The sequence below is a fragment of the Salipiger pentaromativorans genome, from assembly GCF_024721115.1.
Classification (GTDB): Bacteria; Pseudomonadota; Alphaproteobacteria; order Rhodobacterales; family Rhodobacteraceae; genus Salipiger; species Salipiger pentaromativorans.
Genome location: NZ_JAMDHK010000015.1, coordinates 1 through 11,628, shown reverse-complemented (window position 1 = coordinate 11,628; position 11,628 = coordinate 1). Strand labels below are relative to the sequence as shown.

General features: G+C 60.5%; 11 protein-coding genes and 2 pseudogenes. 11 read left to right on the top strand and 2 right to left on the bottom strand.

Annotation, left to right across the window (positions count from 1 at the left end; all coding sequences use genetic code 11):
• Position 1: 1 nt before the first annotated feature.
• Genes M4578_RS19120 through M4578_RS19100 form a run of 5 tightly spaced genes read left to right on the top strand, consistent with a single transcriptional unit; the run spans position 2 to position 3,757 of the window.
• Positions 2-1,201: an acyl-CoA dehydrogenase family protein gene (locus M4578_RS19120; protein ID WP_088652147.1), complete on the top strand. Its 1,200-nt coding sequence runs from the start codon at positions 2-4 to the stop codon at positions 1,199-1,201.
• Positions 1,202-1,210: 9 nt separating this feature from the next.
• Complete coding sequence (locus tag M4578_RS19115; RefSeq protein WP_088652148.1) at positions 1,211-2,065, top strand: SDR family NAD(P)-dependent oxidoreductase; 855 nt, start codon at positions 1,211-1,213, stop codon at positions 2,063-2,065.
• Positions 2,058-2,861 carry an enoyl-CoA hydratase-related protein gene (locus M4578_RS19110; RefSeq protein ID WP_088652149.1) on the top strand — a complete coding sequence of 268 codons (804 nt, stop codon included), beginning with the start codon at positions 2,058-2,060 and terminating at the stop codon, positions 2,859-2,861. The genes M4578_RS19115 and M4578_RS19110 overlap by 8 nt, the downstream gene beginning before the upstream one ends.
• A gap of 12 nt (positions 2,862-2,873) precedes the next feature.
• On the top strand, positions 2,874-3,356 hold the full coding sequence (locus tag M4578_RS19105; RefSeq protein WP_027264417.1) for a PaaI family thioesterase: 483 nt from the start codon (positions 2,874-2,876) through the stop codon (positions 3,354-3,356).
• Positions 3,356-3,757: a PaaI family thioesterase gene (locus M4578_RS19100; RefSeq protein WP_028093915.1), complete on the top strand. Its 402-nt coding sequence runs from the start codon at positions 3,356-3,358 to the stop codon at positions 3,755-3,757. Before M4578_RS19105 ends, M4578_RS19100 begins: the two co-directional genes overlap by 1 nt.
• Here M4578_RS19100 and M4578_RS19095 read toward each other — a convergent pair.
• A complete protein-coding gene (locus tag M4578_RS19095; RefSeq protein WP_258094888.1) occupies positions 3,739-5,073 on the bottom strand; it encodes a TetR/AcrR family transcriptional regulator in 1,335 nt (444 codons plus the stop codon). The two genes, M4578_RS19100 and M4578_RS19095, sit on opposite strands and share 19 nt — an antisense overlap.
• A 154-nt stretch (positions 5,074-5,227) precedes the next feature.
• On the opposite strand from M4578_RS19095, the gene M4578_RS19090 reads away from it, so the two are divergent.
• The 6 genes and pseudogenes from M4578_RS19090 to M4578_RS19065 form a co-directional block, all read left to right on the top strand.
• Positions 5,228-5,989, top strand: a complete 762-nt coding sequence (locus M4578_RS19090; protein ID WP_088652151.1) for a glucose 1-dehydrogenase — start codon at positions 5,228-5,230, stop codon at positions 5,987-5,989.
• A 113-nt stretch (positions 5,990-6,102) separates the two neighbouring features.
• Complete coding sequence (locus M4578_RS19085; protein WP_258094887.1) at positions 6,103-8,040, top strand: AMP-binding protein; 1,938 nt, start codon at positions 6,103-6,105, stop codon at positions 8,038-8,040.
• Entirely contained in the window at positions 8,037-8,891 is an 855-nt protein-coding gene (locus M4578_RS19080) for an SDR family oxidoreductase (protein ID WP_027264413.1), read from the top strand. The genes M4578_RS19085 and M4578_RS19080 overlap by 4 nt, the downstream gene beginning before the upstream one ends.
• A gap of 4 nt (positions 8,892-8,895) precedes the next feature.
• Positions 8,896-9,600 (top strand): helix-turn-helix domain-containing protein, encoded by a 705-nt coding sequence (locus M4578_RS19075; RefSeq protein WP_223228098.1) that lies wholly within the window; start codon positions 8,896-8,898, stop codon positions 9,598-9,600.
• Between the two features lie 21 nt (positions 9,601-9,621).
• Positions 9,622-10,077 (top strand): PaaI family thioesterase, encoded by a 456-nt coding sequence (locus tag M4578_RS19070; protein ID WP_027264411.1) that lies wholly within the window; start codon positions 9,622-9,624, stop codon positions 10,075-10,077.
• A 305-nt stretch (positions 10,078-10,382) separates the two neighbouring features.
• Positions 10,383-10,652: pseudogene (locus tag M4578_RS19065) on the top strand (DNA-3-methyladenine glycosylase I); the annotation flags it as partial.
• Between the two features lie 67 nt (positions 10,653-10,719).
• Here M4578_RS19065 and M4578_RS19060 read toward each other — a convergent pair.
• Positions 10,720-11,537, bottom strand: a pseudogene (locus tag M4578_RS19060) (IS256 family transposase); the annotation flags it as partial.
• Positions 11,538-11,628 lie beyond the last annotated feature (91 nt).

The window sequence follows — 11,628 nt, the reverse complement described above, 5'->3', positions numbered from 1 at the left end:
CATGAACAAGCAACTGCGCAACGATACCGCTCTGCCGAGCCATTTCATGACGGACGAACAGCAGGCGCTGGCCGATCAGGCTGGTAAGTTCTTCATGTCCGAGTTCCACCATCTGAACGCGGAAATGGACGACACCGACGATTTACCCCCTTCGGTTTTTCCAAAGCTGGGCGAAATGGGCTATCTGGGCCTGAACGTGCCGCCGGAATTCGGCGGCGCGGGGCTGGATTTCACCTCGGCCTGCATCATCACCGAAGAGCTGTCGCGCGCCTCCGCGGCCATCGGGCTGACCCATGTGGCCCATGACAACTTGTGCGTCAACAATATCTACCGCAACGCCAATGACGATCTGCGCCGCAAGTATCTGCCGGGGCTTTGCAATGGCACGCTGATCGGCGCCCTGGGTCTGACCGAACCCGGCGCGGGGTCTGATGCGCTTGGCTCGATGCGGACCACGGCCAAACAAGATGGTGACGACTACATCCTGAACGGCGCCAAGATCTACATCACCAATGGGCCGATTGCCGATCTGGTCCTTGTCTATGCGAAGACTTCGCCGGAAAAGGGCGCCAAGGGCATTTCCGCCTTTATCGTGGAAACCGACACGCCCGGTTTCAAGGTGGCACAGAAGCTCAACAAGATGGGATTCCGCGGCTCGCCGACGGGCGAACTGGTATTCGAAGATTGCCGTGTTCCGGCCAGAAACATGGTCGGCAAGCTGGATGGCGGGGTTGCCGTTACCATGTCCGGACTTGATCTGGAACGTGCCATCGTCTGTTTCAACGCCTTGGGCATTGCGCAGCGGGCGCTGGATATTTCCATCGATTATGCCAAGACACGCCAGCAATTCGGCAAACCGATCGCCAGTTTTCAGATGGTTCAGGCGATGCTGGCCGACATGTATACGCAGATCGAGGCCGCGCGCAGCCTGTCCTTGCGCACCGCAGCCATGTGTGAGGGCCTCGAAGAGGGCGAAGGCGGGCGCGGCGAAATCCACAAGCTTACCGCTGCGGCGATCTACAAGGCCGCTGAGGCGACATCCTTCGTGCTCGACAGGGCCGTCCAGATTCACGGCGGCTCGGGTTACATGCGTGATACAGAAGTGAACCGGCTGTACCGGACCGGTCGCGTACTTGAGGTCGGCGCAGGCACCCAAGAGGTTCGCAAACTCATCATCTCTGGCGAATTGCTGAAGAACTAGGGGCGGAACATGAGCGAAGCGAAATCAAGGCGTTACGCGTCGGATCTCATGGCGGGCCAGGTTGCCCTGGTTACGGGATCCGGATCTGGAATGGGCCGGGCGACGGCGATCGAAATGGCCGCTTGCGGGGCCAGGCTTGCGCTGTTCGCGCGCCGCGAAGAGCCGCTGGAAGAGACCGCCGAAATGATCCGGGCGGCGGGGGGCGAGGCCTTTGTCGTGCCCGGAGACACCCGCGACGAAGACAGTATCGAAACTGCGATGGGGCGGATCAAGGACCACTATGGGCAGTTGGATGTTTTGGTGAACAATGCCGGCGGTCAGTATATCGCGGCCGCCCGCGATATCACCAACAAGGGCTTTGAAGCTGTGATCCGCAACAACCTGATCGGGTCTTGGCAAATGACCCGCGCCGCTGCCGATCATTTCATGTACGAAAATGGTGGATCGGTTGTGTTTGTCACCGCCATCTCGGCGCGCACCGCGCTCACCGGCTTTACACACACCGTCGCGGCCCGCGCCGGTGTGACGGGCATGATGAAAACGCTGGCCGCCGAATGGGGCGAGTACGGCATCCGGCTGAACTGCGTTGCACCGGGCACGATCAAGACCGATGCGCTTGGCCGCTATCCCATTCCGCCGGAACAGTGGAAAAAGCTGAACCGTTCGGTCCTGAACCGGATGGGCGCGGCCGAGGACATCGCAGGCACGATCATATTCCTGGCTTCGAAACTTGGCGGTTTCATTACCGGCGAGGACATCTATGTAGACGGCGGTGAGACCCTGCACATGGGTCATGACGCGCGGGACATGATCAACCCCGCGATGTTCGAGAAACGCGAACGGGGAGATGGCAAGAATGAGTAAACACCCAGTCCTTCTGGAGATTTCCGACAGGATCGCCACGGTAACGCTGAACGACCCCGAGCGTCGCAATCCGGTTACCGGGAACGACATGATCGCTGCCCTTCTGGAGACCTTCGCCAAGGTGCAGGCCGATCCGCAGGTCAGCGTGATGATTCTGACCGGGGCCGACCCGGCCTTTTGTGCCGGCGGGGACATCAAGGAGATGAACGATCCCGACAGTGTGTTCCGCAAGGAGCCGCTGGCGGCGGCGCAGAGCTATGTTGATGGGGTGCAGCGGCTGCCGCTTGCGCTCTACAACATGGATATTCCGACCATCGCCGCAGTCAACGGCCCGGCGGTGGGCGCGGGGTGCGACCTGACCATGATGTGCGACATGCGCATCGCTTCGGAAAAAGCAAGGTTCGGCGAGGTGTTTCTGAATCTCGGAATCATTCCGGGCGATGCGGGCAGCTGGTTCCTGTTGCGTCGTCTGGGCCACCAGAAGGCCGCCGATCTGACCTTCTCAGGGCGCATGGTCGAGGCCAAGGAAGCGCTGGAGCTTGGTATGGTGCTTGAACTTGTGCCTCATGAAAAATTGATGGAACGGGCCCGCGAACGGGCCGCTGTCATCGCCGCGAAACCACCGCGCGCGGTGCGGGTCGCCAAGCGTCTGATGCGCAATGCCGAACGGATGGACCTGCCGGATTTCCTGAATTCCGCGGCGGCCTATCAGGCGCTCATGCATCAGACCGAAGACCACCACGAGGCGGTTGCTGCGTTCGTCGAAAAACGAAAACCCAATTTCACGGGGCGTTAAAGGAAAGATCGCATGTCAGACATCACCCAAAAGAAGATGGAGCAAATCGCGCAGATGTGGAATGCGCGCGGCAAGGGTCTGATAACGCATATGGCGCTTGAGATCGAAGAGGTCTCGACCGAAGGTGTTCGGGTTCGGATGCCGTTCAATCCGGACTTTTGCGTCGATGCGGAACAATCACTGCTCCACGGTGGTATCCTGACGGCACTTCTGGACAGTGTCTTTGGACTGGCGAACTTTGTTGCCATCGAAGGCGTCAGTACCATGGCCACTCTTGACCTCAGAGTTGATTACCTGCGCCCGGCCCGTTCGCGCGCGGATGTCATCGTTCAAGCGCATTGTTTTCGCAAGACCCGTCACATCGCCTTCAATTCCGGCAGCGTCTGGTTCGCGGGCCATGAGGATGCTGAAATAGCCAGGGGAACCGCCTCGTTTGCATTGACGCGCGGCGAAACCAGCCTGTTTGACGCAATGACAAAAGGAAAAACCTCGTGATGGACGTGCAAACTGTCAATGCCAATGTATCCCGGGTGCCGTTCTTCCGATTTCTCAACTTTGAGGTCAGAAGTCTAGACAGTCTCCATGCTGAGGCGGAAATGACCTTTGATGACCGCCATATCGGTAACCCGATCATGGAGTACTACCATGGCGGCATAATCGCGAGTTTTATGGAGGCCACTGCCGCCATCGCGGTACAGCCCGATTTCGCCGACGTTCCGGCCAAGCCGATCAACCTGACCGTCGATTACCTCAGACCCGGTGTGAAGGGACCGCTTTTTGCCCGCGCTAACGTCACGCGCAAAGGCAAGCGGATGGCAAGCGTCAGCGTGCTCAGCTGGCAGACGGATCGGGAAAAGGCGGTTGCCGAAGGGCTGTATCACTTCCTTCTGGTCTGACCGGGGCAACCGCTTTCAGGGCTACCTTGTCCTGTGGACGGGGCCGCTTCCCGGTTACAAATGCCTTCCAGTAACAGATTGATGAGCATGCTGGAGAATTCAGGCAGTGATAGATATCCTTCCACTCCTGCCTTGTTCGGGTCGAACCATTCCACCGTCCAGTTTAAGGCACCCAACATCACCTGGCGCAAGGGGACGATCTTGATATCCGACCGTATGGCACCGTCGTCCTGAGCTTCACGGAGTATCCAATCCCAGAGTTTTCCATACTCATGGCGAATACCCCTGTGCCTCTCCCTGAAATGATTGGGGAGCATTCCATAACTTCGGATGTTCGCCGAGGTAAATTCGCTTGCCTTGAAGAGGAAATCCAGGTGCGTCCAGATTGCGGTCGCTATCCTGGCGTGATGATCGTAGGGGGCATCGAATTGCCGAACGGCGGCTTCGACACCTGATAGCAGGTCCTTTAGTCCGGCGTTCAGCACTTCGTCAACGATCGCGTCCTTGGAATTGAAGTGGTAATAGACGCTGCCCGCTTTCAAGCCAGCATTGTCCGCGACCTTTCTCAGAGTCGTCGCCTTGTAGCCATTGTCCCTCAGAACGCGCGCTGCGGCCTTTAGAATTTCTGCACGGGTCTTAGCCGCCTTGCCGTCGGGATCCGGGATCTTGGCGGGAGTGGCGGGGCACAGCTTCAAGCCTTCGGTACCCGCCTTGCGATGTGGACACATTCCGTCAAGTATCAGCTTACTCATTCGTACCGCGAGGATGCGCACCGGATACTTGTCGACATCGTACCATTCCACGGTCCAGTTCATGGCACTCAGGATGAACTGGCGGATCACAGCAGTGGATATGTCGCTTCGAAGGTGGCCGGCGCGTTTGGCGTCATTCAGGAATTTGCCCCAGGCCCCTGCATATGATGCACGCAATTCGCGATGCGGGGCGCGTGTTTCGTCCGACAACATCGGATAGTTCCGAATATTAGCTGACGTAAAGTCACTGTCGGTCAACAGATAGGTAAGGTGTGTTTCAATCAGGGTTCCGAAAGTCTTGCGAAAATCCTCCGAACTTGTCGGTGCCGGCCGAACGATTTCACTGACCGTCTGATATAGTTGACGGACGCCAATTTCGAGAACTTCGCTCAGAATTTGGTCCTTGGATTGAAAATGGTAATAAATGCTGCCGGCCTCAATGCGGGCTTCCTGCGCGATGTCGCGCATCGTCGTTGCATGATAACCTTGATACCGAAAAAGTCGCGCGGCCGCAGCGAGTATGGCTTCGCGGGTCCTCTCCGACTTGCTTAGATCGTCATACACTATCTTGGTATCTTCACTCTGTCGTGCCATCCATTGTCGATACTTGTTGGCCCTGTGGCTGTCCATTGCAATAAATCTAACAGACGTTAGAATACATCCGAGAGAGTGTCGAATCAACTCTTTTCAAGGTGCAACGGAAGAGGAGGACCTCCACATGCGAGGATTGAGTGGAAAACGGGTCGTCGTGACCGGCGGTGGGAGCGGCATCGGCCGAGCGGTTTGCGAACGGTTCGGCGCAGAGGGCGCCGAAGTTGCCGTTTTCGATCTGAACAAGGATGGGGCGGATGAAACTGTCCGACTGATCATCGACGCGGGTGGAAAGGCCCAGGCCTTCAAAGCGGACATCACCGATCGTTCTCAGGTCGACATGGCAGTGGCCGCGTTCGAGGCCGGAGGCCCGATTGACGTGCTGGTGAACAACGCCGGCTGGGACGTGATCAAACCGTTCCTCGATACCGATGCCGATCTTTGGAAAAAGGTCATCGACATCAATCTTTATGGCCCGCTCAACATGCATCACGCGGTGCTTCCGGGCATGGTCAAGAACGGCAGCGGCCGCGTGGTCAATATCGCGTCCGACGCCGGACGCGTCGGATCATCCGGCGAGGCTGTGTATTCGGCCTGCAAAGGTGGCATCATCTCGTTTACCAAGACCGTGGCGCGCGAACTTGCACGCAATGGCATTCAATTGAACGCGGTCGCCCCCGGACCGACCGACACGCCTCTGTTCGCGCAGGTTGCCGAAGGCGAGGCCGGTCAAAAGATCGCTGAGGGTCTCAAGCGGGCGATTCCGATGAAGCGCCTGGCGCAGCCGTCAGATTACCCGGGCATCATCTGTTTTCTGTCGTCCGACGACGCGGGATTCATCACCGGTCAGGTGATTTCGGTTTCGGGCGGCCTGTCCATGCACGGTTAAAACGCTGGCAGCAGCGCCGGACTCAAGGCGCTGCTGCCATACCGTGCCAAGAGTTACCTCCCCGACTGGCCGCGCCTTATGTGCGGCCCTTTTTCATTCTAGAAAGGTTGCGAATGTTTCAGCCAGGCTCTGACATCCAGCGGACAAGCACGCTGACCTCATTTCTGAAGGGCTGCGGCATTGACAGTTACGAGGAACTCGTCCGCCGTTCGAATGAAGACCCAGACTGGTTCTGGGGCCAGATCATTGACCATGCCGGGATACGGTTCGCGCGGCCCTACAGCCGGTTGCGAGATATCTCCGAAGGGCCCGAATCGATCCGGTGGGCCGTCGGGAGTACTTTGAATCTGACGGAAACCTGTCTTGACGCCCGAATTGCCGATGGCTTGGGCGACAAGGTCGCAATCGACTGGGTCGGCGAAGACGGAAGCCGCCGCCGCTGGACCTATTCCGACCTTACCGCCGAAGCCTCCCGCGTCGCCTCGGCCCTTGCCACGCGCGGTGTAAGGCCCGGTCAGGCGGTGGGCATCTATATGCCGATGATCCCCGAAATCGAGGCCGCGCTTCTGGGTATTGCCCGGCTGGGCGCGGTTGCGGTGCCGCTGTTTTCCGGTTTTGCGCCCCATGCCATCGTATCGCGCCTGAACGACGCGGATGCCGTGGCGGTGTTGACGGCGGATGCCACACCCCGGCGAGGCAAGCCGGTCTGGATGGAAGCGACCCTTGCCCAGGCTTTGACCGACGTACCATCGGTTCATACCGTGATCAGCCTGCGACGGTTCGGCGATGCGGTGGCCGATCCGGCCCGCGATCTGGACTGGACCGAAACAGTGGGCCGCGCCAGTCCGGAGTTTGCCGCCGTTCCCGTCAGTGCCGATGACACCTTTCTCATCGCCTATACATCGGGCACCACCGGGCGGCCCAAGGGTGTCGTGCATACCCATTTGGGCGTGCAGGCCAAGGCCACGGCCGATTTCCTGCTTTGCCTCGACATGAAACGGGATGACCGGCACCTCTGGATGACCGACATGGGGTGGGTCATGGGACCGCTCACCCTTTTATCGGTGCTCTTGTCCGGTTCGACTCTGGTGCTGGCCGAGGGCGCACCATCAATGCCCGGCGATCCCTTCAGGCTGCTGCGTCTTGCGTCCGAGATGGAGGTCACGCATCTCGGCGTGGCCCCGACCCTGGTACGGCAGTTCATGACGCAGGATACGGAAACTTTGTCGGGCTACGACCTGTCGCCCCTGCGGATTGTCGCCTCGACCGGCGAGCCCTGGACCGAGGATGCCTGGCTCTGGCAGCTCGATCATATCTGTCGCCGCCGCGCCGTGCCGCTGAACATCTCGGGCGGGACCGAGCTTTTTGGCGCGATCCTGACCTCGACCGTGCTGCACGAGCTCAAGCCCGGCGGATTTTCGGCCCAGGCCCTGGGTGTCGGGGCCAAGGTTCTGCGCCAGGACGGCAGCGAAGCCGCACCGGGCGAGGTCGGCGAACTGGTCGTGACCCAGCCGCCTCTGGGTCTGACCCCGGCCATCAGGGGGGACCGCGATCGCTACCTTGACACCTACTGGTCCACCTTCCCCGGCCTCTGGCGGCACGGCGACTGGGTGCGCTGCGATCCGGACGGGACATGGTATATCCTGGGCCGGTCGGACGACACGCTGAACATCGCCGGCAAACGCATCGGCCCGCCCGAGATCGAGGCGGCCCTGACCGAAACCGGAGAGGTGGTGGACGCCGCGGCCATCGCGGCACCTGATGACATCAAGGGCGTGGCTGTCGTCTGCGTCTGCGTGGCGGCACCAAATGTGTCGCCGGACGCGGAGCTCGTGAACCGGCTCAAGGATCGTGTCGGGGAGATCGTCTCGAAACCCTTCCGCCCGCGCGAGATCCACTTTGTCGAAGCGCTGCCCAAGACCCGCAGCATGAAAACCATGCGCCGGATCGTGCGCGCCGCCTTTCTCGGTGAAGATCCAGGCGATCTGTCGTCGATCAGCAACCCGGAAACCATTCAGCCCATCGCAGACCTGCAAAAGGAAAAGTCATGATCACTGTTTTCGGAGCCACGGGCACGACTGGTGCGCCCCTCGTCGACACGCTTCTGGCAAAAGGCGCGACCGTGCGCGCTGTCACCAGCGACCTCTCAAAGTTAGACGCGCTAAAGGCCAAAGGATGCGAGGCGGTCGTCGCGGATTTCACGGACCCTGCCGCGCTGGCGCGGGCCTGTGACGGGGCAGAAAAGATATACCTGGTCACGCCTGCCCATCTGAACATGCGCCAGTGGAAGGCGAACGTGATCGAGGCGGCCAAGGCCGCGGGCGTGCGCCATATCGTTGTGGCCACGGGGCTTGGCGCGTCGCCCAAGGCGGGGCTGACCTTTGGAAAGTGGCATTCCGAAACCCAGGAGCTGCTGAAGCAAAGCGGCCTTGACTGGACCTTTGTCCAGCCGACCTATTTCATGCAGAACCTGCTGTGGCAGGCCGGTAACATTGCAAAGGACGCCGTGTACTATGACGATCTGGGCGGCCCCGTGGCCTGGATCGACGCCCGCGACATCGCGGATGTCGCCGCCGAGGCGCTGACCGCTCCGGGTTACGAAGGCAAGGCTCTTGGTCTGACCGGGCCCGAAGCTCTTACCGGAGAAGATATCGCCGCCCTCCTGTCCAGGGTGACCGGGCGCACTGTCACCTGCGCACCCCTGTCGGCCGAAAATGCCAAGGCGGGCATGGTGGCTGGCGGAATGCAGGACGAGGTCGCCAGAGCCATGGTCGAATTGGCTTCCATCGCGCCCAAGGGCTACCTTGCCGGCATCGAGACCACGGTCAGCGATGTGATGGGACGCCCGGCGCGCCGATTTGCCGATTTCGTCGCCGAGAACCGGGATGCTTTCGTCAAGTAACCTGATGGCGGCGCCGCTTTATCTCGAACTGGCGCCGCCTGAGGAAGCGGCCAAACAGATCGACCATTTGTTCGTGTTCCGCGATACCGGTGTGCTGAGCGGTGGTGGACGCGGGCGGTTCGCAACCGACCTCTTTACCCTTTCGGTAACGCGCGACGACAGCGGCGGCGGGCGCGTATCGCTGGCAGAACCGCGCCCCTATTTTTCGCCCCGCCCAAGGCCATTCCAGGGTGTCGTGGCCGGGCTGCGACTGTCGTCACGACCGCAGCGATTTCCCGACTCCAAAGGGCTGGACATGCTGGCCTCAGAACTGGCCCGGATTCAGACCGGGGACGATGACCTGCCTGCGCTCATCGCGGTGCTTGACGGCCTTGCGAGAGACCTGAGCTTTGCCGCACCAACCGGAGCTTACAGCGACCGGACCAAACGTCGAAAGGTGCGGGCGGAAACCGGCGTGTCGCGGCGGCGGCTTGCGACCTTGCGACGCTTTCGCCGGGCTCTCGGGCAGCTTGCGTCAAAGACCCTGCCGCTGAGCGATCTGGCGCTGGACGCCGGATATTACGATCAATCTCACTTGTCCGCCGCTTGCCGGATCTTCGCCGGCAAACCGCCCGGCGCGTTGCGCGCTCTGTCTATTCCGCGTCGTTTTGACCTTTCGCTACAAGATACGCGCCTCAAAGACCGCCTAAGATTGGTCATTGACGAATGAAATCGAAGAGGAAGACCCGCCATGACACAATTCAAACCGAAAAACCCCGACTATGACGCACGCGTGCGCAACAGTTTCGATCGCCAGAAGGTGATGAACACGTTGGGGATCAGCATTGCCGAGTTGTTACCCGGCCGCATCGTTCTGGAAATGGCACATCAGGTTGCACTGACCCAGCAGCATGGGTTTTTGCATGCCGGAATCGTGTCGACAGCGCTGGACAGCGCCTGCGGATACGCGGCCTTTTCGCTGATGCCAGCGGACGCGGCAGTGTTGACGGCCGAATTCAAGATCAACCTACTCAACCCGGCGGACGGCGAACGGTTTCGCTTCGTCGCTGACGTGGTGAAACCAGGCAGGACGCTGACCATATGCGAGGCGCGTGCCTATGCCGTGAAGGGCCAGGATGAAAAGCTCGTCGCAACGATGACCGGAACGCTCATGGCGCTGATCGGGCGGGCGGGGGTCGCGGACTGAGCGCAACCCGGCCGCAGCACATCCGATCCGGGCGGTCGGGCCGATTATTCAGACAGCTGGATCAGCTGTTCCAGCGGCTCGCGACCTCGGCCAACCGTTTCCCGTAGGCGCGCGCGGTATCCAGATCGCCGCCAGCAGGTTCAGACCTGTCAAGCGGTAATGTTAGCTTTTAGCAGTGCGGTCGCCGATTGTCCGTCGTCAGGGTTTTTCGGAGAGCTGAGACTGTATCGTAACGGAGGATCTGGTTCGGTTTCTGTTCAAGTTTATGCGGCAGCGGCCTGATGCTGCAACCGTAATTGGAACGGATGGACGCCCACGGTGCCGATGGGCTGCCGTCACGCCGGAGTTTCCAGTCAGGGCTGAGCTGGCGCACCATTCTGGCCAAGCGCGAGAACTTTCGTGCTGCCTTCGCCGGGTTCGACTTTCGGGGAGTTGCGAACTTTGACGACAACGACATTGAGCGCCTACTTGCCGATGAAGGAATTGTTCGCTATCGAGGCAAGATCGAAGCCGTGATCAACAACGCTCGCCGTACTTTCGAGGTCGTCCAAGAGGAAGGCTCCTTCGCCGCATTCATCGATCACGTCCCAATTGGTGGTGTAGCTCAAGGCTGGCCAGCTGGTTTTCGGCGCGCCGAGCTGGTCAGTCCGTCTGCGCGGCAGGCAGGCTGACGATGGGATCATCGCAGACGGGCCCAAGGTTTCCAGTGTCATGTAGCGAGAGCGCTGGACGGCCCATTCCTCAGTCTGCTCCATCAGGATCGCGCCGACGAGACGCCGGATCGAGGCTTCATTGGGAAAGATCCCGACGACATCGGTGCGCCGCTTGATCTCGCCGTTCAGACGTTCGATCGGATTGGTCGAGTGTAACTTCGCCCGGTGTTGCTGGGGGAAGGTCATGTAGGCCAGCACGTCCTCCTCGGCGCCATCCATGAGGGTCGCGAGCTTGGGCAGCTTGCCCCGCATCTGGTCGGCGACGTTTCGCCATTGGGTCTTGGCCGCCGCATGGTCCGGCTGGGCGAAGGCGGTGGCGATGAAGGCTGATATGACGCGACGGCTGCTCTTGCCGGCATGGGCGAGCGCATTTCGCTGGAAATGCACGCGGCAGCGCTGCCAGGTGGTGGACAGGACACGCGCCGTGGCAGCCTTGATCCCCTCGTGTGCGTCGCTGATCACCAGCTTCACCCCGTTCAGTCCGCGGCGCACCAGGTCGCGCAGGAAATCGGTCCAGAACGTCTCGGCCTCGGACGGCCCGATGGACATGCCCAGCACCTCGCGGCGCCCGTCCGTGTTGACGCCGACGGCAATGGTCACGGCGACGGAGACGATACGACCGCCCTGTCGGACCTTGAGATAGGTGGCGTCGATCCAGAGGTAGGGCCATTCGCCCTCGATCGGGCGGGTGAGAAAAGTATCGACGCGTTCGTCGATTTCCTCGCACAGGCGGCTGACCTGGCTCTTCGGGAGTGTCCTGAACTTTGTGTATCCGGGCCGGCCCATGCGGTTTGGGATACTCAAGCGTCGAAGCGCTCGCCGAACATTATGGCGAACT

Coding starts and splice junctions, on each gene's coding strand:
- M4578_RS19070 (WP_027264411.1), top strand. CDS start 9,622: ATGACACAATTCAAACCGAAAAACCCCGACTATGACGCACGCGTGCGC.
- M4578_RS19110 (WP_088652149.1), top strand. CDS start 2,058: ATGAGTAAACACCCAGTCCTTCTGGAGATTTCCGACAGGATCGCCACG.
- M4578_RS19100 (WP_028093915.1), top strand. CDS start 3,356: ATGGACGTGCAAACTGTCAATGCCAATGTATCCCGGGTGCCGTTCTTC.
- M4578_RS19120 (WP_088652147.1), top strand. CDS start 2: ATGAACAAGCAACTGCGCAACGATACCGCTCTGCCGAGCCATTTCATG.
- M4578_RS19090 (WP_088652151.1), top strand. CDS start 5,228: ATGCGAGGATTGAGTGGAAAACGGGTCGTCGTGACCGGCGGTGGGAGC.
- M4578_RS19105 (WP_027264417.1), top strand. CDS start 2,874: ATGTCAGACATCACCCAAAAGAAGATGGAGCAAATCGCGCAGATGTGG.
- M4578_RS19115 (WP_088652148.1), top strand. CDS start 1,211: ATGAGCGAAGCGAAATCAAGGCGTTACGCGTCGGATCTCATGGCGGGC.
- M4578_RS19075 (WP_223228098.1), top strand. CDS start 8,896: ATGGCGGCGCCGCTTTATCTCGAACTGGCGCCGCCTGAGGAAGCGGCC.
- M4578_RS19085 (WP_258094887.1), top strand. CDS start 6,103: ATGTTTCAGCCAGGCTCTGACATCCAGCGGACAAGCACGCTGACCTCA.
- M4578_RS19080 (WP_027264413.1), top strand. CDS start 8,037: ATGATCACTGTTTTCGGAGCCACGGGCACGACTGGTGCGCCCCTCGTC.